20 protein-coding genes are annotated in these 19,314 nt (G+C 64.6%); 8 read left to right on the top strand and 12 right to left on the bottom strand.

Annotated elements, in window-relative coordinates; genetic code table 11:
* Positions 1-21 precede the first annotated feature (21 nt).
* The gene (locus KBY70_RS12205) at positions 22-2,898 is read right to left on the bottom strand and encodes a valine--tRNA ligase (protein ID WP_254988669.1); all 2,877 of its coding nucleotides are present in this window, start codon (positions 2,896-2,898) and stop codon (positions 22-24) included.
* A 110-nt stretch (positions 2,899-3,008) separates the two neighbouring features.
* Between KBY70_RS12205 and KBY70_RS12200 the strand changes: the two genes are divergently transcribed.
* Positions 3,009-4,208, top strand: coding sequence for an extracellular solute-binding protein (locus tag KBY70_RS12200; RefSeq protein ID WP_254988668.1), 1,200 nt, complete (start codon positions 3,009-3,011; stop codon positions 4,206-4,208).
* A complete protein-coding gene (locus tag KBY70_RS12195) occupies positions 4,205-5,473 on the top strand; it encodes a mechanosensitive ion channel family protein (RefSeq protein ID WP_254988667.1) in 1,269 nt (422 codons plus the stop codon). The genes KBY70_RS12200 and KBY70_RS12195 overlap by 4 nt, the downstream gene beginning before the upstream one ends.
* Here KBY70_RS12195 and KBY70_RS12190 read toward each other — a convergent pair.
* On the bottom strand, positions 5,470-6,105 hold the full coding sequence (locus tag KBY70_RS12190) for a 2OG-Fe(II) oxygenase (RefSeq protein ID WP_254988666.1): 636 nt from the start codon (positions 6,103-6,105) through the stop codon (positions 5,470-5,472). The genes KBY70_RS12195 and KBY70_RS12190 overlap by 4 nt on opposite strands.
* Positions 6,105-6,554: a protein phosphatase gene (locus KBY70_RS12185; protein WP_409996062.1), complete on the bottom strand. Its 450-nt coding sequence runs from the start codon at positions 6,552-6,554 to the stop codon at positions 6,105-6,107. The genes KBY70_RS12190 and KBY70_RS12185 overlap by 1 nt, the downstream gene beginning before the upstream one ends.
* A 47-nt stretch (positions 6,555-6,601) precedes the next feature.
* Here KBY70_RS12185 and KBY70_RS12180 point away from each other — a divergent pair, with 47 nt between their 5' ends.
* Together KBY70_RS12180 and KBY70_RS12175 are read left to right on the top strand one after the other, a co-directional pair.
* Positions 6,602-6,859, top strand: coding sequence for a hypothetical protein (locus tag KBY70_RS12180; RefSeq protein ID WP_094561479.1), 258 nt, complete (start codon positions 6,602-6,604; stop codon positions 6,857-6,859).
* A gap of 18 nt (positions 6,860-6,877) precedes the next feature.
* Positions 6,878-9,175, top strand: coding sequence for a cation-translocating P-type ATPase (locus KBY70_RS12175; RefSeq protein ID WP_254988664.1), 2,298 nt, complete (start codon positions 6,878-6,880; stop codon positions 9,173-9,175).
* On the opposite strand, the gene KBY70_RS14595 is transcribed toward KBY70_RS12175, so the two are convergent.
* Positions 9,078-9,311, bottom strand: coding sequence for a transposase (locus tag KBY70_RS14595; RefSeq protein ID WP_409996063.1), 234 nt, complete (start codon positions 9,309-9,311; stop codon positions 9,078-9,080). The genes KBY70_RS12175 and KBY70_RS14595 overlap by 98 nt on opposite strands.
* A gap of 424 nt (positions 9,312-9,735) precedes the next feature.
* Between KBY70_RS14595 and KBY70_RS12165 the strand changes: the two genes are divergently transcribed.
* Together KBY70_RS12165 and KBY70_RS12160 are read left to right on the top strand one after the other, a co-directional pair.
* A complete protein-coding gene (locus KBY70_RS12165) occupies positions 9,736-10,149 on the top strand; it encodes a hypothetical protein (RefSeq protein ID WP_094561478.1) in 414 nt (137 codons plus the stop codon).
* 216 nt (positions 10,150-10,365) lie between these two features.
* A complete protein-coding gene (locus tag KBY70_RS12160) occupies positions 10,366-10,803 on the top strand; it encodes a CBS domain-containing protein (protein WP_094561500.1) in 438 nt (145 codons plus the stop codon).
* A gap of 18 nt (positions 10,804-10,821) precedes the next feature.
* Here KBY70_RS12160 and KBY70_RS14590 read toward each other — a convergent pair whose 3' ends face one another.
* Together KBY70_RS14590 and KBY70_RS14585 are read right to left on the bottom strand one after the other, a co-directional pair.
* Complete coding sequence (locus KBY70_RS14590; protein ID WP_409996061.1) at positions 10,822-11,052, bottom strand: hypothetical protein; 231 nt, start codon at positions 11,050-11,052, stop codon at positions 10,822-10,824.
* A gap of 90 nt (positions 11,053-11,142) precedes the next feature.
* Positions 11,143-11,391, bottom strand: coding sequence for a hypothetical protein (locus KBY70_RS14585; RefSeq protein ID WP_409996060.1), 249 nt, complete (start codon positions 11,389-11,391; stop codon positions 11,143-11,145).
* A 197-nt stretch (positions 11,392-11,588) separates the two neighbouring features.
* Between KBY70_RS14585 and KBY70_RS12150 the strand changes: the two genes are divergently transcribed.
* A complete protein-coding gene (locus tag KBY70_RS12150; protein ID WP_254988685.1) occupies positions 11,589-13,652 on the top strand; it encodes a 4Fe-4S binding protein in 2,064 nt (687 codons plus the stop codon).
* On the opposite strand, the gene hemN is transcribed toward KBY70_RS12150, so the two are convergent.
* Complete coding sequence (gene hemN, locus KBY70_RS12145; RefSeq protein WP_254988663.1) at positions 13,649-15,007, bottom strand: oxygen-independent coproporphyrinogen III oxidase; 1,359 nt, start codon at positions 15,005-15,007, stop codon at positions 13,649-13,651. The two genes, KBY70_RS12150 and hemN, sit on opposite strands and share 4 nt — an antisense overlap.
* A 41-nt stretch (positions 15,008-15,048) precedes the next feature.
* Entirely contained in the window at positions 15,049-15,651 is a 603-nt protein-coding gene (locus tag KBY70_RS12140) for a biliverdin-producing heme oxygenase (protein ID WP_233128753.1), read from the bottom strand.
* A 157-nt stretch (positions 15,652-15,808) separates the two neighbouring features.
* On the opposite strand from KBY70_RS12140, the gene KBY70_RS12135 reads away from it, so the two are divergent.
* Positions 15,809-16,204, top strand: a complete 396-nt coding sequence (locus tag KBY70_RS12135; protein ID WP_094561473.1) for a hypothetical protein — start codon at positions 15,809-15,811, stop codon at positions 16,202-16,204.
* Here the strand turns inward: KBY70_RS12135 and KBY70_RS12130 are convergent.
* The 4 genes from KBY70_RS12130 to KBY70_RS12115 all read right to left on the bottom strand — a co-directional run bounded on the left by KBY70_RS12130 (position 16,197) and on the right by KBY70_RS12115 (position 19,271).
* Entirely contained in the window at positions 16,197-16,892 is a 696-nt protein-coding gene (locus KBY70_RS12130; protein ID WP_254988662.1) for a long-chain fatty aldehyde decarbonylase, read from the bottom strand. The two genes, KBY70_RS12135 and KBY70_RS12130, sit on opposite strands and share 8 nt — an antisense overlap.
* A 5-nt stretch (positions 16,893-16,897) precedes the next feature.
* Complete coding sequence (locus KBY70_RS12125) at positions 16,898-17,692, bottom strand: acyl-CoA desaturase (RefSeq protein WP_094561499.1); 795 nt, start codon at positions 17,690-17,692, stop codon at positions 16,898-16,900.
* A gap of 86 nt (positions 17,693-17,778) precedes the next feature.
* Complete coding sequence (gene acsF, locus KBY70_RS12120; protein WP_094561471.1) at positions 17,779-18,804, bottom strand: magnesium-protoporphyrin IX monomethyl ester (oxidative) cyclase; 1,026 nt, start codon at positions 18,802-18,804, stop codon at positions 17,779-17,781.
* Positions 18,804-19,271 carry a hypothetical protein gene (locus tag KBY70_RS12115; protein ID WP_143592915.1) on the bottom strand — a complete coding sequence of 156 codons (468 nt, stop codon included), beginning with the start codon at positions 19,269-19,271 and terminating at the stop codon, positions 18,804-18,806. The genes acsF and KBY70_RS12115 overlap by 1 nt, the downstream gene beginning before the upstream one ends.
* Positions 19,272-19,314 lie beyond the last annotated feature (43 nt).

Raw genomic sequence — 19,314 nt, 5'->3', positions numbered from 1 at the left:
GTACGCATACATCCTAAGCGTTCAGCCCAGCTCCGCCAGGCGCTTGCGGGCCAGTTCCGCCTGGGCCTGGGCTTCGGCCAGGTTGGCCTTGCACTCCACCACCACCTCCGGCGGCGCCTTGCCGGCGAAGTTGGGATTGGCCAGGCGGCCCGCCAGGCCGGCGATCTCCTTCTCGGCCTTGGCGAGATCCTTCTCCAGCCGGCCCCGCAGGGCATCGAGATCCACCAGGCCCTCAATGGGCAGCAGCACCTGGAGCTCGCCACACACCCCGGCCAGGGTCCGCTGACCGGCAGCGCCCCCGCGGGCAGCCTCGGCGGTGGCGGGATCGAGCACCGCCACGCTCTCGGCACGGGTGAGGGTGGTGATATCGGCGGTGGCCTCCTGCAACAGCTGGGCCAGCGCGCCGCGGCCGGTGACGAACTGCACCGGCGCCGGCTGGGCCGGCTTGAGGCCCGCCACGGCCCGCAGGTTGCGCACCACCCGAATCGCCTCGATCAGCTCGGCGAAGCTCGCCTCCAGCTGGTCGTTGAGCGAAGCGGCATCCAGCGTCGGCCAGGGTTGGAGGGCCAGGAAGGTGGCCTCGCTCTCACCGGTGAGGCCATGCCAGAGCTCCTCGCTGAGGTGCGGCATCAGCGGATGCAGCATCACCAGCAGCGCGTTCAACACCTTGGCCAACACCTGGCGGGCGGTGCACTGATCGGCCAGGGCCGCCTCGCGGGCAGCCCCTTCCAGATCCGCCGGCACCTGCAACCGACGCTTGATCAGCTCCAGATACCAGTCGCACACCTCATTCCAGGCAAACTCGTAGAGCCCCTTGGCGGCCTCGCCCAGGCCGTAGCCCTCGTAGCGCTCGGCGGTTTCACGGTTGACGCGGGCCAGGCGCGAGAGGATCCAGCGGTCGGCCAGTTGCAGGGAGGCGGGATCCGGGTCGCCCAGCGAAGCGGGCGTCTCGCCGCCCAGGTTCATCAGGGCGAAACGGGTGGCGTTCCAGAGCTTGTTGGCGAAGTTGCGCGAGGCCTCCACGGTGGCGGAGGTGTCGGATTTGCGGTCGTAGTCGAGGCGGATGTCCTGGCCGGCACCGGCCACCTCCCGCACCAGGGCGAAGCGCAGCGCATCGGCGCCGTAGCGATCGATCAGCAGCAGCGGGTCGATGCCGTTGCCCGCCGATTTGCTCATCTTGCGGTTCTGCTCATCCCGCACCAGGCCGTGGATGTACACATCCCGAAAGGGCATCCGACCCGTAAAGGCGCCGGCCATCATCGTCATCCGGGCCACCCAGAAAAAGATGATGTCGAAGCCCGTCACCAGCACGCTGGTGGGATACCAGCGCTCCAGATCGGCGGCATCGGCATCGGGCCAGCCGAGGGTGGAGAAGGGCCAGAGACCGCTGGAAAACCAGGTGTCGAGGGCGTCGGGGTCCTGCTCCAGCACCAGCGGGTGGGCATGTGTGCCGCCGCCAAACTGCGCCTCGGCCTTCGCCATGGCTTCCACCTCATCCCGCGCCACCACATAGGGGGTGCTGTCGGTGATGAGGCCGCCGGTTTCGCTCACCACAAACCAGGCCGGGATGCGGTGGCCCCACCACAGCTGACGGGAGATGCACCAGTCGCGGATGTCGGTGAGCCAGTCGCGGTACACCATGCTCCAGCGCTCCGGCACGAAGCGGGGTTCGGGGCCGGTGGCAGCAGCATCCAGCGCCTCCCGGCAGCGGGCGGCCAGGGGCTCGGTGCGCACAAACCACTGGGTGGAGAGCAGCGGCTCCACCGGCACCTTGCCGCGATCGGAAAAGGGCACGCTGTGGCGGTAGGGCTCCACCTTCACGAGGAAACCCTCCGCCTCCATCGCCGCCACCACCGCCTGGCGAGCCTCAAAGCGATCCAGCCCGGCGAAGCGGCCGGCGGCTTCGTTCATCGAGCCGTCCTTGGCCATCACCGTGATCAGCGGCAACGCATGGCGCTGGCCAATCGCGAAGTCGTTGGGGTCGTGAGCCGGGGTCACCTTCACGCACCCCGTTCCGAACTCCGCATCCACGTGGTCGTCGGCCACGATCGGGATCTCACGCCCCACCAGCGGCAGGGTGAGGGTCTGGCCCACCAGGGCGGCGTAGCGCGGGTCCTTGGGGTTCACCGCCACGGCCGTGTCGCCCAGCAGGGTTTCGGGCCGGGTGGTGGCCACTTCAAGGCAGCCCCCGCCCTCGCTGAGCGGATAACGGAAGTGCCAGAGGTGACCGTCCACCTCCTTCATCTCCACCTCCAGATCGCTCACCGCCGATCCCGAGGCGGGGCACCAATTCACCAGGTATTCGCCCCGGTAGATCAGCCCCTGCTCATGCAGGCGGTTGAAGGCCTCGATCACCGCGGCGCTGCAACCAGCATCGAGGGTGAAGCGCTCCCGCCGCCAGTCCACCGAGTAGCCCAGGCGCCGAAGCTGGCCCACGATCGTGCCGCCGCTCTGGGCCTTCCACTCCCAGGCCTGCTCCAGGAAGGCCTCGCGGCCCAGGTCTTCCTTGCGTTTGCCCTCCGCCTTGAGCTGCTTCTCGAGGATCGTCTGCACGGCGATCGAGGCATGGTCGGTGCCGGGCAGGCAGAGCACGTTTTTGCCACGCAGGCGCTGGAAGCGCACGATCGTGTCGATCAGGGCCGTGTTGAAGGCGTGGCCCATGTGCAGGCTGCCGGTCACGTTCGGCGGCGGAATCACGACAGAGAAGGGTTCTCCCTCCGCCGCAGGATCCGGGTGAAAGGCACCGCTGCTCTCCCAGGCCTGCTGCCAACGGCTCTCGGTGCCGGCCGGGTCGTAGGTCTTGGGCAGCCCTTCGGCTGCGACGGTCTTGGGCAGGGCCGCTTCTGGGGCTGGGGCAGACAGCTCGGTCACGGCGGCAGGCACGGGCACTCGGGCCATGGTCGCAAAACGGGCCGAGGCCAGGGATGATGAGCCCGCAGAACAAGGCCATGCCGCATCCCCCGGCCCCCTCACAGGCGACACGACGCGTGGCATGGCGCTGCCTAGCTGTGCTGGCCTCACTACTGCTGCTCGGTTGCCGCGCAAGCGATGGGCTGCCCAACGTGCTTTACCTCGGGGTGGAGGTGAACCCCGATGAAACGATCGACGCCAACCTGCTCGCCGACACCCGGCAGCGACTGGGTTATTTAGAAGCTGGCTACAGGCAGCTTTACCCCAACACCCGATTTCAGGTCAGCCTCTACCCCGAACAGCAACTGGCCTGGGCGATCCAACGCCGCAACCGGGCCGGGCTGGGCCCCGATCTGCTGCTGATCAACGGGGACATGGCCGTGCAGCTGTTGGATGCAGGTGTGATCGCGCCCTTCCCGCGAACTGAAGTGGATCTCAACCCGTTCGATCCCCAGGTGCTCGATCGGCTGCGCAACTCCTCCGGAGAACTGGCCGGGCTGCCATTGCTGGTGCAGACCCAGCTGGCCTGCTTCAACCGCAGGCGACTTGACGCCGCTCCAACCACCCTGCAGCAGCTGCTCGACACCAGTGCCAAGGGCCATCCCGTGGGCCTCTCGATGGAGGCCTACAACCTCTTCTGGACAGTCGGCAGCCTTGGTGCGATCGACGCCATCGATACAGCCGCTGCCGGTAGGCAACCCAGCGGGGCCCAGCAGCAGGCGATCGAGCGCTGGCTCACCTGGCTGCAAAACGCCAACAACAAACTGCGGGTGACCTTTTACGCCAGTCACTCCTCGGCAGAGGCGGAATTCCAGGCGGGCCGGCTCGACTGGTTCCCCTGTCGCAGCTCGGCCATACCCCGGCTGCGCAAAACCCTGGGGGATGGGCTCGGGGTGGCGCCCCTGCCGGGGGGCGAGGGGGGTAATGCGAGTCCAATCAACAAGCTGCGGGTGTTGGCCCTCGGCACCAACGCCAGCCGCAGCAGCCGCGAGCGGGCCCTGGCCTTCAGCCGCTTCAGCGTGAACCCCCTGAGCCAGAGGAATCTCACCCTGGGCTCCCAGGTGGTGCTGCCAGCCAACCGCTTCGTGAGGGTGCCGGTGAGCAGCTCGGCGACGCTTCGCGCCATGGTGACCTCGACCGAACAGGGCAGCCAGACCAACACCCTGGGGGAACTCATTCACAGCAACGATCCCCGGTTAGACAAGATCCAGACCCTGCTCACCACGTTGGTGTTTGGGGAGGTGCCGCCCAGCAAGGCAGGCCAGAGCCTGGTGGCGATCCTGCGGAACCGGCCATGAGGGAGCTGTTGCTGGAGGTGCTGGGCTGGCTGGGCTATCTGGAGCGGCCCGCCGTGCTGCTGCAACTGGCTGTGGTGATCGGGCTAATGGTGTTGCGGCGGTTTGCAGCCCGCCGAAACTGGCTACGCCAGCTGCGGCCGCGGGCCTACACCCCCCTGGCCCTTGTGGTGCTGGCGACCAGCTGCCTGCTGCTGGCCCTGCTGGGGCTGCCCTACGGACTCAGCGGCCAGCTGGGCATGCTCTGGCTGGGCTGGTACGCCCTCAACCTGCTGCAGCCCCTGCTGCAACGCCGCCTCGGCACGGAAACGGCGCGGCAACTTGACAGCCGCCTGCTGCGGCCCGCCTATCTGCTGCTGGCGGCCCTGATGCTGATCAGCAGCCTCGACAGCATCAGGGATCTGGCCGTAGCCCCCCTGGGCAGCGTGCTGGGGGCGCCCGTCGATGCGGGCAAGCTGTTCAATGCCGGGCTGATCACCTACCTGGTGCTGGTGGGCTCGGGGCCACCGGCGGCGGGCGTGGCCTGGCTGGTGCAGCGAGCAGTGGGCTTGAGCGATGGCAGCCGTAAAGCCATGGAGTTGATGCTGCGTTACACCGTTGTGGGATTGGGGCTGGTGGGCGTGGGGATGCACCTGGGCCTCAACACCACCGCCCTGATCGCCGTGGCCGGCGGCCTGTCGGTGGGCCTGTCGGTGGGCCTTGGCTTCGGCATCAAGGAGGTGTTCTCCAACTTCGTGAGCGGCCTGTGGCTGCTGTTTGAGGGCTCGGTGCGCCCCGGAGAGGTGCTTCTGCTCGATGACGACCACTGCGAAGTGCGCAAACTGGGTCTGCGGGCCACCCTGCTCTGGCGCGACCGCGACAACGCCGAACTGCTGATTCCCAACCAGACCTTCTTCACGGAGGCGACCACTAGCTACACCGCCAGCGACCGCATGCGCCGCTGCCAGGTGGATGTGGGCGCCGCCTACCACCACGACCCCCATCAGGTGATCGCCCTGCTGGAGGCCACGGCCCTAGGGGTGGACACTGTGCTGGCGGAGCCGGCGCCGAAGGGCCTGTTGCTCAGCTATGGCGACTTTGCGATCAACTACGGGCTGCGCTTCTGGATCGCCAACCCGATCGAGGCCCCCGTGATCTCCAGCGCCGTGAACCTGGAGATATGGCGTGCCTTCAAACAGCAGGGCATCGAAATCCCCTTCCCCCAGCAGGTGGAGTATTCGATGGTGTGGCCGCCCGAGCAGCACCGGCCCAACGTCGACAACCACTAGCTCCTGGCCAGCCGACGCAGGTAGTCCTCCCGGCTGCCGGCGTTGATCCAGCCGGTGGCGATCGTTTTGGTGTGGCTGTGGCTGACGCGGCCGCGGTGAATGTGGGAGGGGCCCGCCGGAAAGATCACGAGCTTGCCCCGCTCCGCCTCCTCGTGGTGCTCCTGCCAGTGGAACTCCGTGCCGCCCTCGGGCACGTCGTTGCAGTAGAGGATCCAAGCCAGCACCCGGTGCACCGGTTCGGTGGCCTCGTCGCTGATCGTCCAGTCGCAGTGCCAGCGCTTGAAGCCCTCCCCCGGTGCGTAGCGCTGCAGGTTGAAGATCGGGTTCACAAACAACTCCTGCTCCGGGCAGCAGTCGCGAAATAGGGGGCGCTCCTCCAGGTAGCGGCCCAGACCCGCCGAAACCCCCCGCAGGATCACCTCCGCCAGGGCGAAGGCCTCCGGATCGGAGCGGTCGATCGCCACCAGGCTGATGTCGGTGGAGATTTTTGCGGGCTCGCCGCCACCAGCCTCACCCTCTGGCCCAAAGGCGACGCCGGGGCACTGGAGATCGGGGCGACGCTCGAAAAAGGCCATCACGCCATCGGCAAGGGCCTCAAATCCGGTGTTGCGGTAGCGGGCAATCAGATCCATCACGGGCGCTCCTCCCAGGGAATGGCCACCACGGCATCCAACGCCTGCCAGCGCTCCGGGTCGCTCACAACCCGCGGCAGCAAACCCACCCGCTCCAGGACCTGGACCACCCGGGCGGGATCCAACGGCCCAGGCGGGCCTAAAGGCATCACCAGCACCTGCTGCTCAGCGGGGTCGGCCATCACCTGAAGATCCAGATCCTCCAGCTCCCGCGCAAAGAACAGGCGCCGCATCCGAGTGGTCACCACCGGGCCCAGGGCGGCCGCAAAGGCCTCCAGACCCTCGCGGTCGCCGCTGCAACCGCAGTTGAGCGACAGCCAGATCATCAGCTTGGCCCAGCTCTCCGTGCTCCAGAGCGGCTGGAAGCTCTCGCGGTGCTGCCGCACCAGCTCACCGATGGCGAAATCGAACAGCGTTGCCTGCAGGTTGGTGGCCTTCATGCCTGCCATCCTGCTCAGCGGCGGGCAGACTGCACAGGCATGTGCCGACCGCATCCATGGCCCTCGACTTCAACGACCCCGATCTGGAGTTCGGCGATCTCGTGTACGCCTACCAGAGCTGGGTGATGGCGGTGATCAACGACGAAAAGCTGGGCGGCGACGAGAAGCTGCTCACCGACGAGATCGCCGACGACGCCCTCAACGCCATGCGCTTCCTGCCGGGCGAAGTGACCAGCGCCATCGAAACCAGCCTCGCCCGCGTCTATGACGTGGATGCCGACGAACTCGCCAGCCTGCTGTTCCCCGAAGGCTGACGCCCCCCAGGCGCGCCCATGCTCCACCTGCCCGTTGATGCCCACAGCCTCCGGGGAGACCAGGTCGCCGCCGCCCTGGCCTCCCCCCTGGACCGGGGCCTGAGTCACGCGGAAGCGGAGCAACGCCGGAAACTCTGGGGAACCAACGCCTTCAGCGAGGGAGGCGGCACCCCAGCCTGGCGGCGATTTCTGGGGCAATTTCACGATCCCCTGCTCTACACGCTGCTGGTGGTGGGGGCGATCAAGGCGCTGCTGCAAGAACCCGGCGAAGCGCTGGTGATCTGGAGCGTCACCTTGATCAACGCCTTGATCGGCTACGTGCAGGAAAGCAAAGCCGAAACGGCGATTGCCGCCCTGGCCCGCTCGGTGCGCACCGAAGTGGAGGTGATCCGCGACGGCCAGCGCCAGCGCCTGCCGTCCGAACAACTGGTGCCGGGCGACCTGGTGAGCCTGGAGGCGGGCAACAAGGTGCCGGCAGACCTGCGCCTGCTCCAGACGCGCAACCTCAAGGTTGACGAATCCAGCCTCACGGGTGAATCGCGGCCTGCGGCCAAGGACACCACGACGGTGGAGCGGGACGCCGCGCTGGCTGAACGCCTGGGCATGGTCTATGCGGGCAGCTTCGTCACCAGCGGGCAGGGCCTGGGCCTGGTGGTGGCCACCGGAGCAGCCACCGAGGTGGGGCAGATCTCCAGCTCGATGCAGCAGCAGGTGAACCTCAGCACGCCGCTGACGCGCAAGTTCCGCCGGTTCAGCCACACCCTGCTGAAGCTGGTGCTGGTGCTGGCTGGCCTCACCTTCCTGGTGGGGCTGCTGCGCGGTCGCGACGCGGCCGAAATGTTTGACGGGGCGGTGGCCCTGGCGGTGGGAGCGATTCCGGAAGAGCTACCGGCGATCGTGACGATCACCCTGGCCATCGGAGTGAATCGCATGGCCCGCCGCAACGCGATTATCCGCAAACTGCCGGCGGTGGAAGCTCTCGGCAGCACCACAGTGATCTGCTCCGACAAAACCGGCACCCTCACCCAGAACCGGATGACGGTGCAGGAGATCTACGCCGGCGGCGCACTGGTACCCCTCGAAGCGCTGTGGCCGGGCAATGGAAGCCCAGACGAGGGTGACGAAACCGATTCACTAGCCAGCACCGATCCCCTGGCCGGCAATGTGGCCCTGCGCGAAACCCTGCTGGCAGGACTGCTCTGCAACGACGCGCGGCCGAGCCAGCGCGAGGGCCTGGTGGGGGATCCCACCGAAACCGCCCTGCTGCAGGCCGCTCAAACGGTGGGCCTGGATCGGCAGCAGGCCCTCGATGCCCACCCCCGACGGGATGCGATTCCATTCGAATCGGAACAGCAATACATGGCCACGCTGCATGGCAGCCATCGGCTGCTGATGAAGGGCTCGGTCGAGGCGGTGCTCGCCCGCTGCAGTCGCCAGCTCAGCGCCGCCGGCCAGCCCGAACCCCTCGACGGGACCTCGATCACCGCAGCGGTGGCCGCCATGGCCAAGCGGGGCCAACGGGTGCTGGCCTTCGCCATCGGCAGCACGGACACCAACCAACACCAGCTACACCCACGACTGCTGGAGGAGGGGTTGGATTTTCTCGGCCTGCAGGGGATGCTCGACCCGCCGCGTCCAGAAGCCATCGAAGCCGTGGCCGCCTGCCAGGCCGCGGGCATCACCGTGAAGATGATCACCGGCGACCACCTCGAAACCGCCCGCTCGATTGCCCTGCAACTCGGCCTGGGCCAGGGGGAGACGGTGAGAGCCATCGATGGCCGCAGCCTGGCTGCCCTGGCCGACGACGCCCTGGTGGATTGCGCTCGCCACAACGACGTCTTCGCCCGGGTGGCACCGGCCCAGAAGCTGTCGCTGGTGAAAGCCCTGCAAGCTGATGGGGCGGTAGTGGCCATGACCGGCGACGGCGTCAACGACGCCCCAGCCCTGAAACAGGCCGACATCGGCATCGCCATGGGCCAGGGGGGCACGGAAGTGGCCCGGGAAGCTGCCGACATGCTGCTCACCGACGACAACTTCGCCTCGATTGAGGCCGCCGTAAAAGAGGGCCGGGCGGTGTACCTGAACCTGCGCAAGGCTCTCGCCTTCGTGCTGCCGGTGAATGGCAGCGCCTCAATGACCATCCTGTTGGGGGCGGTTTTCGGGCTTGAGCTGCCGGTCACGGCCCTGCAGGTGCTCTGGCTGAACATGGTCTGCTCCCTCAGCCTGTCGGTGCCACTGGCCTTCGAACCGCGGCCCCCAGGATTGATGCAGCAACCGCCGCGGCCGCCTGCCCAGCCTTGCGTAGGCGCTCTCTGAAGAAAGCCACTGTAGTTGCATCTGGTATGTCATTCATCACTCCAAGGCCAACAAACTTCTCGAAGGAACGACGGTCATTTACTTGGAATTCGACCTCTTCATCGCTTAAATTGAATAGCTGCTGGAGCACCAGCATCTTGAAAAGAATCAGTGGATCTATCCGTTTGCGGCCAGCATTGCTTTTGCGCTCTTGGCTATAGCCCTTATCAAGCAAAGGGCGGAATGATTCCCAAGGAATCGATTCAGTAAGACGTGTCAGAACAGGCTTCTTCTCTTGGAGCTTTGCAACTCTTTGTTGTTCGTCCCAGAAACCTCGCTGGCCCATGGAAAGCATGTAATCTTGGAGCCTTAGTATAATTCAAATTCGGTCGCTATCGAGCGGTCTTGCGATTTTTCGAGGTGCCCTTAATGAGCTGAGCTATATTATAGATCGGGATTCTTAAGGGGTTAGTGAAAAACTGCAAATCCCTGGCTGGAAGCTTGGAGGGTGGAAGGCGGAGACGCTTGAGCATTCCTATGGCTCAAATTTTGGTGATATCGAATTGGCCTCAAACTATTCAGTGGCTCAGTTTGATATGGTTGTAAAGCGGCCTGCCAGCTTTTTCCTGTGGAAGTTGATGCTTCCTCTGGTGGTTGTCGTTTTGTCTGCTCTCGTGGCATTGCTTGTCTATCCCCAGTCACTTGATGCCCGCTTGGCCCTGCCGCTTGGATCACTATTAGCAGCTATTTTTCTTCAAAAGAGCTACTCAGATACTATCCCGGATTTAGGTTATTTGGTGCTGATGGATAAAATTTATCTGTTGGCTTATCCACTGATCCTTTTGGTTATGATCCGTGCCATCAAGTCGTATACAACGACCTATACCCCCTCTGATGCAGAGGTCCTGGAGATTCGCAAAGACGATCGCAAGGTGATGTCCATCCTGGGGATCGTCTTCCTGCTTGGCTCGGTTCTGATCGTCGCCCTGCGCTGATCAATGCAGAGCCCTCGCCGTTCAACAACCGCTGAGGGCCTCCAAGATCGGTTGGAACAACGAATCAGGGCCACCGCTCCAGGCTCCGGAGGACCAAGGATGGAGACGGTGAGCAGGTTGCGCTCCTGAACCGGGCTTACCCCAGGCGGTCGCTGCCGCAGCAGAATGGAATGACTCGAATCCCTGCCCGTGGTGCAACAGCCCTTGTCCGCCGTGATGAGCACCCCGGTGCTGAGCGTCACGAGCGATTCCCCCCTGCAGGATGCTGTGAAGCTGATGAGCGAGCACCACATCAGCGGTTTGCCGGTGGTGGATGGCATTGGCGCCTTGGTGGGCGAGCTCAGCGAGCAAGACCTGATGGTGCGCGAAAGCGGCTTCCAGCCCGGCCCCTACGTGATGCTGCTCGATGCGGTGATTTACCTGCGCAACCCGCTCAACTGGGACAAGGAGGTGCATCAGGTGCTGGGCAGCACCGTGGGCGAGGTGATGGGCCAACACCCCCATAGCTGCAGCGCCGAGCTGCCCCTGCCGGCAGCCGCGGGCCTGCTGCATGAGCGCAGCACCCAACGCCTGTTCGTCCTGGATGGCGAGCGCCGCCCGGTGGGTGTGCTCACCCGCGGCGATGTGGTGCGGGCGTTGGCGGCTGCGGGCTAAATCAGAAGTATCAGCCGATCAGGGCCGGTCTAGCTGCCTTGAGCTCTGAGGCCAATCAACGATGGCCCCCTCTGCCACCAGCCAGATCCGTTCCCCTGGGGAGCAGGGATGGCCTCCGGTCAGGCGGCCGTAGGCGGGTAGGGCTAGGCGCTCACTGGTTTTGCAGTAGCTGAAGCAGGGCAGCCGCAGCCGATCGGCACCCCGGCCCACCACCGCCACTGGATGCAGGTGGCCGCAGAGGTTGAGCATGCCCGCCCGGGGCTCTGGAATGTGGCTCAGCCACCAGGGTCCCAGGGCTTGGGAAGGCTCCTGCGGCAGCCCCTCGATCCAGCTGCCCTGCTAATGGTTGCCGCCGATCAGGCGCAGCTTGCAGCCGAGCAGCTCCGGTAGGGCAGCCAGCTTGGCGCGAAGTTCGCCGGTGAGCCCCAGGCGGCTGTGGATCAGGTCTCCCAGCACCACCACCTGCTGGGGCTCCAGCTGATGGGCCAACTCCAGGAGCCCATTGAGGGTCGCGCCGTCGCCATCACTGGGCAGGGGAATGCCATGGGCCTGGAAGGTTTCCGCCTTGCCCAGATGCAAATCCGCCACTAATAAGGTCCGGCGCTGGGGGTCCCACGCCGCCTTGGCTCCAAGCAGCTGCAGCGGCTGGTCCCGCCATTCAAAGCTGACGCTTGCAGCAGCAGCGCTTCGGTCTGCGTTCACGCCATGTCCTTTGCGCATTGGACGTGGCAGCGTGTAAGGGGCCATCATCGGTAACGCTGGTGCTACAGGATTTATCCGATCACCTGTTGACGCTGGCCCCTTACCTGCTGGGGCGGGTGCGCCGGGGTGTGGTGGGTAGCAGTCGCTATGCCAAGCGCCTGCGCGAGCAGATTCGCCAGGCTGCTGCTGACTCCGCCGGGCGCGCCGTGTTGATCAGCGGCGAGCCGGGGCTGGAGAAGGACAACCTCGCGGCCCTGATTCATTTCGGCTCTGCCGCGCGCCGGCAGTGGCTGGTGCGCCTCGATGGGGCCACGCTGCGGGCGGATGGCGCCAACCTGTTTGGCCAGTCAGGCAGTGATGGCGACGGGTCTTTGCTGGAGTGCCTCGGAGATGGTGCGCTGCTGATCGACAAGCTCGACCAGGTGCAGCCGTCCCTGCAGCTGAGCTTGCTGGAGCTGGCTCGCACAGGGCAGTGGAGCTGTGCGGGGGAGGGCAGCAGACCGCGCCATTTCGGCGGCAGGGTGTTTTTCACCGCCGAGGCTGCCCTGCCTGCTTTTGATCAGGTCTGCGATCTGATTCGGGTGCCGCCTTTGCGGGTGCGGCGCCAGGACCTGGGCGAATGGTTGCGCTATGGGCTGCGCCAGCAGGCCCGTAGCGCCGGTTGGGAGGTGCTGCCGCAGGTCAGTGATGCGGTGGTGAGGCGACTCCAGAACTACGACTTTCCCAACAACTTGCGCGAGCTGGATGGCTTGATCGCTCGGGCCATGGAACAGGTGCGGCTGCAGGGCAGTGACAAAAAGAGCCCCCAGGGGGTGCTGCTGCCTGAGGACGTGTTCTGGACAGCCAATCGTCCGCAACGGTTGAGATTTGATCTCTGGCGTTGGCGCCCATCCCTGCGTCAGCTGTTGCGTCAGCCCTCGCTTTGGGCTGGCCTCAAGTTTGGGGTGGTGAGCTGGTTATTTGTGGCCGTGAACCTATGGCTGTGGCTAGGGCCGCAGTCTCGGGACCACAACGGCGCTCTCAACCTGTTCTGGGCGTGGTGGTGGCCCCTGATATTGCTGTCGTACCCCCTGGTGGGTCGATTCTGGTGTGCGGTTTGTCCCTTCATGGTTTGGGGAGAGATCACCCAGGGGCTGGCGCGGCGGCTGGGTTGGCAGCCCAGGCCCTGGCCGCGGGGTGAATTGGACCAGTGGGGCGCGCCCGTGCTGGCCGCCGGCTTCGCTGGGATCCTTCTCTGGGAGGAGCTGGCAAATCTGGAGAACACCGCCTGGCTCAGCAGTTGCCTGTTGCTGGGGATCACCGCCGGCGCGGTGCTGGGCTCCCTGCTCTACGAGAAGCGTTTCTGGTGCCGTTTTCTCTGCCCTGTGGGCGGTATGAATGGCCTTTTCGCCAAGCTCGCCATGACTGAATTGCGGGCCCAATCGGGCACCTGCAGTGGCAGCTGCAGCAGCTACGGCTGCTTCAAAGGAGGGCCTGCGGTGGGGGAGGGACTGGCTACCGCCGGCTGTCCACTTGGCACCCATCCAGCCCACCTCACCGACAACCGCAACTGCGTGCTCTGCTTCACCTGCGCCGCTGCCTGCCCCCATCGTTCGGTCCAGCTGCGCCTAAGGCCACCGGCTGCCGATCTCCAGCGGGAGATGGATCCGCCCGCTGGAGAAGCGGGCCTGATCCTGGTGCTGGCGGGCGGCGTCACCCTGCATCATTGGCAGCGGCTGTTGGGCTGGTTGCCGCTGGCGCCCGAGAGTTTGCAGGCCGGTCCATTGCTGGCGCGCCTTGCTATCGGCCTGCTGGCGCTGGCGTTGCCGTCCCTTGGCTGGCTGGCATTGCGCCGCCTGCTGGCTCTCTCCACCAGCACCCTTTACCTGCTGCCATTGCTCTGGGCTTTGCTGGTGGCCCGGCACCTGCCGCTGGGGCTCCAGGAGGCGGGGCTGTTGTTGCCGGTGAGTTTCGGCTGGCCGGATTTGCCCCACTGGAGTGCCGACACCCATGTGATCGCTTTTTGTCAGAGCGCGGCCGTGCTGGTGGGAGTGGGGGGCACGGCCATGCTGATCCCCCGTTTTCAGCCAGCCGGCTGGAGCCGTTGGGGCGGATTGGCTTTAGCCCTGGTGCTGGCGGCGGCTGGCCGCTGGTTGGTGACGGCTTAAACCAGGCGGGATCCAGAAGCGCGCTGTTGCTGTTGCGGGTCAAAGACCGCGGCGATGCTGCGGATCAGCCAGCGGCCCGAGGTGGTGACTGTGAGCAAGCCAAGCCGACCGCTGGTTTCCAGTCTCACTAACCCATCTTTGGCCAGCTCCTGCAATTCTTGCCACTCTCTACTGAAGCGATCAAGGTCGATGGTTGCCGCGAATTCGCACATCACCTGACGGATCAATTCGCGCCGCTCCAGGGTCTCCGCATCCTTCACCACTAGACCGCGCTCCACGGGCAGGCGACCCTCTTCGAGGGCCCGGGTGTAGGCCTTGAGGTCCCGTTCGTTCTGGGTGAATAGGTGCGGGAATTGGCTGATGGCGGTGGGCCCCACCCCCAGTAGCTCCAGCTCCCCACCGGTTGTGTACCCCTGAAAGTTGCGATGCAGCAGCCCAGCTCGGGCGGCCTCTGCCAGGCTGTCGCCGCTCAGGGCGTAGTGATCCATGCCAACAGCCTCGTAGCCAGAACTGCAGAGCAGCTGCTTGGCGTCTTCGAGCATCATCAAGCGGTCGCGCTGGTTGGGTAGATCGCTGGCGGCAATTTTGCGTTGCAGTGGCAACTGCTCCGGCAGGTAGGCAAAGGAGAACAGGGAGATCCGATCAGGGCGCAACTGCAGCACCAGTGCCAGGGTCTGGCGGAAGCGCTCCGGTGTCTGGAGTGGCAGGCCGCAGATCAGATCCACATTCACGCTGTTAAAATCCGCTTCCCGTAGCCAGCCCATCACCCGGAGCAACTGCTCCGCTGGCACGATTCGATTCACAGCCTTCTGCACTTCTGGATTGGCGTCCTGAATGCCAAAGCTGATGCGATTGAATCCCAGGCCCCGCAGATGCAGCACGTCATCACGACTGAGGAATTCTGGATTGACTTCAATGGATGCATCGAGGTTGTGATCGAGCTCGAAGTGCTGCTCCAGTAATCCCCAGAGCCGGGCGGATTCTTGCTGATTGAGGTAGTTGGGGGTACCACCGCCCCAGTGCAGTTGGGCGACCCGACGTCGTTGTGGCATGACGGCCCTGAGGAGCTCAAGCTCGATCCCCAATGAGGCCAGGTATGGCTCCACCACCTTGGAGCCGAGTTGGGTGGTCACCCGGTTGCAGCCGCAATACCAGCAGGCATGGCGGCAGAAGGGCACATGCACATAGAGCGAAAGTGGGGCGCTGGTTGGTTGGGCAAGTTGCCGGCTGAGCTCCCCTGCTCTAATTCCGATCTCAAACGCTGCTGCGGTGGGATAGCTGGTATATCGGGGAACGGGCTTGTTGTACTTGTGCAGCAGCTCGATCGGGCTGAGCGCAGGGGCGATGGCGGGCATGGGCGTGAGGGGTTGGGTGGGTGTTGGGATGAGTTGCTGCCTTAAATCTCGGCGAGCTCGGCTAGCAGTTTCTGGGTGAGCTTGAAGGCCGCTACGGCTTCATCCAGCAACTCTTCTTCCTCTGCTTCAGATAGATCCATCTGCTCAAAACCGTCATGCAGGGCTTTTTTTAGGGCAGGGATCTCTTGCTCAAATGACCAAAACTTCAGTGCTGATAAGCCATGGCGGCTAAGGATGGCGTTGGCCTGGCCCCCCAGTTGCTGTCCGCCGGAGAGATCCCCGCCGTAGCGCACATAAACGTGCGCCATCAGCCGGTGGGGTGCCTGGCGAGCCAGCAACTTGATCTGCTCCAGCCAGCTGGCTGCTGCAGCTGATGCCGGTGTTGCTGGCAATGCGGCGAGCTGCTTCAGGTCGTGCTCTAAGGCGTGCCTGCGGGCCAGATCTGACCAGGGCATGTTCGTTGCGCCAAGGGCGGTGGCCAAATCGGGGGCCTCCTGCTCAAGCAGGGTGTAGGCCGGCAGCAGCGCCCTCAGCAGGCCTGCCAGCTGCAGCGGCGTGGCTCTGCCTTCCAGCAGAGCCCTGGAAAACTCCATCCCCTCCGCCTGATGGTGGGCCTTGCCGATATGGGTATGCAGTTTGCGCAACCGTGGACCAAGGGTTTGACTCTGCTGCGAGGTGGTGGACAGGGAAGGAGAGGAGAGCATCGGACCTGCCCAGGACGGGCGGAGTAAACTCAATCAATGATATGCCACTACCGTTGTTACACTGTTCCGTGATTTCCAAAACGTTGCAATGCTCCCCATGGCCATACCCTTTGAGCCCCAGCCGGGCCCGCCGCTGACGGATCTCCTCCAGCTGCAGTTGCTAGTGGCTCCGTTCCCAGCGCTCAGCGGGGATGGCCAGCTGCGCGAACTGATGCTCGAGCGACGCCGTCATCAGGGGATCGGCGAGGCGGGCCTCTGGTACTGCCCGCCGAATCTCAGCTCAATGCTGGGTGTGGTTGGCCGGCGGAGCGGGATCGATCAACCAGTCCCAGCGGAGGGGATTGTCATCCTGGATCCCAGCGTCGCTGTCTGGCTGCAGCTGCGGTTGGGTGGCGATTTACGGCCCATGCTGCTCAGCAGTGCCTGGCTGATGAGCGAAGCGATTGATCTCCCCTCCCCCGCGCCCCTCGCTGACCTGGCCTGGATCATCTAGTTGCAGCAGCAGCCAGGCCTCCGGTAACGATGCGTCTGGCTGCTGTTTGATCAAAGCCGCTGGCTTTCAGGGCTTGAAGAAATAGCTCGCTGAAATTTGCGAGCACCTCGTGCGGGTCCATGCCGATCGCCTTCAGGTCCTTAGCCAGGGTCTGCAGGATGGCCAGAGTGATCGGCAGGGCTTTGCGGCTGACCGTGCCGGCGGATGCCTGCGCTGCACCAAAATGGCCTTGCAACCAGCGCTCCGCGTAGCCCAGATGCTCTCCTTCATCGCTGATCACAGCGGCTGTGATTGGCTGGGCGTAGGCGTCGGCCACCGGCAGGTAGGCGTGGTAAGCCGAAAGGGCAAAACACTCCACAATCAAGCCCTGAATCACCAGGCAGCCCGGTAGGTCGCCCTGCTGGTTGCACCTCAGGAACAGCTCGTGCAGTGGGGCGAATAGGAGACGGGCTAGGCCTAGATCGGGCTTGATTCCAAGGTTGCGACCGCAGCCCATGAAGTCGCTGGCGTGGCGCCCTTCCATGGCGGCAAGTCGCTCCAGTTCCTGCTGATCATCTGGAATGGCGCGGGCAAGCAGTCGGAAGTGACGACCGGCAAGATTTTCACCCACCACCACCATGCCGTTGATGCGGCTGTAAGCATCGCGGTAGGCGGGGTTGGTGATGTCGGGCAGGGCTGCAAAGGGCATGGAAGTCATGAGGAGGAGGCGTGAAGAGGAGCGGCCAGGCGAATTCGACGGGCCAGGCCAAGTCGGCCCAGCATCTGGATGTGCCACCAGGTGAGATCGAGCTCCCACCAGCGAAAGCCCATGCGGGCACTACTGGGGTAGGCGTGATGGTTGTTATGCCAGCCCTCACCGAAGGTGAGCAGGGCCACCCACCAGTTATTGCGGGAGCTATCACCGCTCCTGTGGCTCACGTAGCCCCACCGATGGGTGGCTGAATTGACCAGCCAAGTTGCGTGATAGACAAGCACCATGCGGAGGGGAATGCCCCAGAGCACAAGGGCCCAACCACCGGCTCCGGTCGCCTGACCCAGCCCATAGAGAGCGGCCGCCAGGGGCAACTGCAGCAGCAGAAAGTTGCGGTTTAACCAGCGGTGGTAGGGAATCTGTTGCAGGTCGGGGGTGAGTTGGCGCACGAACTGCTTGGCTGGCACGGTGTGCAGCATCCAGGCGAAGTGGCTCCACCAGAAGCCGAGATGACTGTTGTGGTGGTCAGCTGGATCGTCGGAGTGCAGGTGGTGATGGCGATGCAAGCCCACCCAGTCGATCGGACCGTGCTGGCAGCTGAGGGCACCGCAGGTAGCGATAACCAGCTCAAGCCACCTGGGCACCTGAAAAGCTCTGTGGGCCAACAGACGGTGGTAACCCAGGGTCACCCCCACACAGGCGGTAAGCCAGTACAGCCCCAATAGGACCAGCAGTGCTGTTGGGCTCCAGAAGCGTGGCAACAGAGCAACCAACGCCAGCGCATGGATCGCCACCATGAACAACACCGTTCCGGTGCTGAACGGCAAGCGTCCAGGCACCACCTTCACCCCCTGCCTAAGGGCGGGCAGGGAAGTCGCTGCCCTCACGCGATTGCCCCAGAGGATGGCACCATCGGCTGGCTGAGCTGGCGCAAGAGCAAGCCTGCAAAGCGGGCCTTCAGGCCGAGAGACTTCAGCAACCGTGCCGGGCTAGCGGGCTCCTCCGCGCTGGATTTGATAGCCCGGAACACCTCCACCAGCTGATCGCGCAGCTCGAAATAGGCACGGCCATCCAGATCGAACACCACCGGAAAAGCACGCCGGGCTGTGCGGTTGGTGTTGCGCATCACCTCTTCATCGAAGCCACTGGGATCCATGCCCAGCAGCTTGTAAAAGTTGCCCCGCTCACACACCGTCAGGCTGTGGGTTAGAAACACACTCCACAGAAAGATGCGACTCAGTAACCGGCCGCGCAGTCCCTGCCGCAACCCCGGCCAGCAGCGCAGAAGCATATTGAAGATGTCGCCGTGGCGGTTCTCGTCCTGACACCAGGGCTCAAAGAAATCAAACAGGGGGGCGAAGTCGTTCTCTGGGTGGGCTTTGAGGTGCCGATCGATCAAGATGTAGCGCCAGTAGCCGATCTTTTCGGAGAGAAACACCGAATAGAGCACCCAACTCAGCGGAAACCAGGTGATCGGCCGCTTGACGCTCAAAGCCGGCAAATCGATCTCAATACCCTCGGCCACCAGGGCCCGGTTGAGAAAGCCGGCATGGCGAGCCTCATCACGGGCCATCAAATTGAAGAGGCGGCTCAACTCTGGGCGGCCTGCCTTTTGAAGCTGGCGCGAGAGCTCTTTGAACAGCAGAAAGCCGGAGAATTCCGACACGCAGCTGCGCACTAAATAGCTCTCGTAGGCTACTTTCTCCTCTGGATTCAGGGCCCGCAGCCGATCGAGGGGGGCCTTGCGATCGAAGTGATCGCGGTTGTAATCGGCCTCCATCTCGTTGAGCATCGCCTCGAAGGCAGCGCGCTGGCCCACGAGATCGGTCTTGGCGGCCTTGTCGATTTCGGTGGTGTAAAAGCGCGGGGTGAGCAGGTTTTCGCGCAGGTGGGGAGCAGAGGTGGTCATCAGAGGGAGGGGGTGAGGGCGGCAGCGCGGGCGTAGGCCAGGGCATCGGGCCCGTGGCGATGGCCGTGAAACCACTGCTGGAGTTCCATCAGCCAGGGCAGCCGCGCGGCTCGCAGGGTTTCGGCAACCTCCCAGCCGGCAGCAGCGGCAGCGACGGCCTCGCAGTGGGCAGCCCGGTGGCCAGGGCAAAGGCAGCCGCGCTGAGCGAGCCAGCGCTCCTCTAGCCGCAAGTGCAGGCGCAGCCCCCTCACCAGCAGGAGGCAGTCGCGGCGATCAGCGAGCAGCTCCAGAGCACTGCGCTCCTTGTCGGCTAGGCAGTGGCGATCGACCAGATCGTCAAGCAGTGCTTCGAGACGGTCGTGCTGGCGCTCCAACAGTCCCTCCTGCTGGGGCCACTGCAGCGGCCACATAGCCGGTGCGGCGGCGGGGGGCAAGGGATGGGGAGGCGCGAGGGACTCAGGCGACATGGACGCAGCAACAACAGGACAACAGCTTAACGTCATAACGGCA

It is taken from the genome of Cyanobium sp. ATX 6E8 (assembly GCF_024346335.1).
Taxonomy (GTDB): Bacteria; Cyanobacteriota; Cyanobacteriia; order PCC-6307; family Cyanobiaceae; genus Cyanobium_A.
The sequence above is the reverse complement of the archived record's forward strand: the minus strand, read 5'-3'. Positions and strand labels throughout refer to the sequence as shown.

Excerpts from the sequence above, each read along its gene's own strand:
- KBY70_RS12160 (WP_094561500.1), top strand. The coding sequence starts at position 10,366 with ATGAGCACCCCGGTGCTGAGCGTCACGAGCGATTCCCCCCTGCAGGAT.
- KBY70_RS14595 (WP_409996063.1), bottom strand. The coding sequence starts at position 9,311 with ATGCTGGTGCTCCAGCAGCTATTCAATTTAAGCGATGAAGAGGTCGAA.
- acsF (WP_094561471.1), bottom strand. The coding sequence starts at position 18,804 with ATGACCACCTCTGCTCCCCACCTGCGCGAAAACCTGCTCACCCCGCGC.
- KBY70_RS12125 (WP_094561499.1), bottom strand. The coding sequence starts at position 17,692 with ATGGTGGCGATCCATGCGCTGGCGTTGGTTGCTCTGTTGCCACGCTTC.
- KBY70_RS12135 (WP_094561473.1), top strand. The coding sequence starts at position 15,809 with ATGGCCATACCCTTTGAGCCCCAGCCGGGCCCGCCGCTGACGGATCTC.
- KBY70_RS12185 (WP_409996062.1), bottom strand. The coding sequence starts at position 6,554 with ATGGCAGGCATGAAGGCCACCAACCTGCAGGCAACGCTGTTCGATTTC.
- KBY70_RS14590 (WP_409996061.1), bottom strand. The coding sequence starts at position 11,052 with ATGCTCAACCTCTGCGGCCACCTGCATCCAGTGGCGGTGGTGGGCCGG.
- KBY70_RS12190 (WP_254988666.1), bottom strand. The coding sequence starts at position 6,105 with ATGGATCTGATTGCCCGCTACCGCAACACCGGATTTGAGGCCCTTGCC.
- KBY70_RS12175 (WP_254988664.1), top strand. The coding sequence starts at position 6,878 with ATGCTCCACCTGCCCGTTGATGCCCACAGCCTCCGGGGAGACCAGGTC.
- KBY70_RS12130 (WP_254988662.1), bottom strand. The coding sequence starts at position 16,892 with ATGCCCTTTGCAGCCCTGCCCGACATCACCAACCCCGCCTACCGCGAT.
- KBY70_RS12180 (WP_094561479.1), top strand. The coding sequence starts at position 6,602 with ATGGCCCTCGACTTCAACGACCCCGATCTGGAGTTCGGCGATCTCGTG.
- KBY70_RS12195 (WP_254988667.1), top strand. The coding sequence starts at position 4,205 with ATGAGGGAGCTGTTGCTGGAGGTGCTGGGCTGGCTGGGCTATCTGGAG.
- KBY70_RS12115 (WP_143592915.1), bottom strand. The coding sequence starts at position 19,271 with ATGTCGCCTGAGTCCCTCGCGCCTCCCCATCCCTTGCCCCCCGCCGCC.
- KBY70_RS12205 (WP_254988669.1), bottom strand. The coding sequence starts at position 2,898 with ATGGCCCGAGTGCCCGTGCCTGCCGCCGTGACCGAGCTGTCTGCCCCA.
- hemN (WP_254988663.1), bottom strand. The coding sequence starts at position 15,007 with ATGCCCGCCATCGCCCCTGCGCTCAGCCCGATCGAGCTGCTGCACAAG.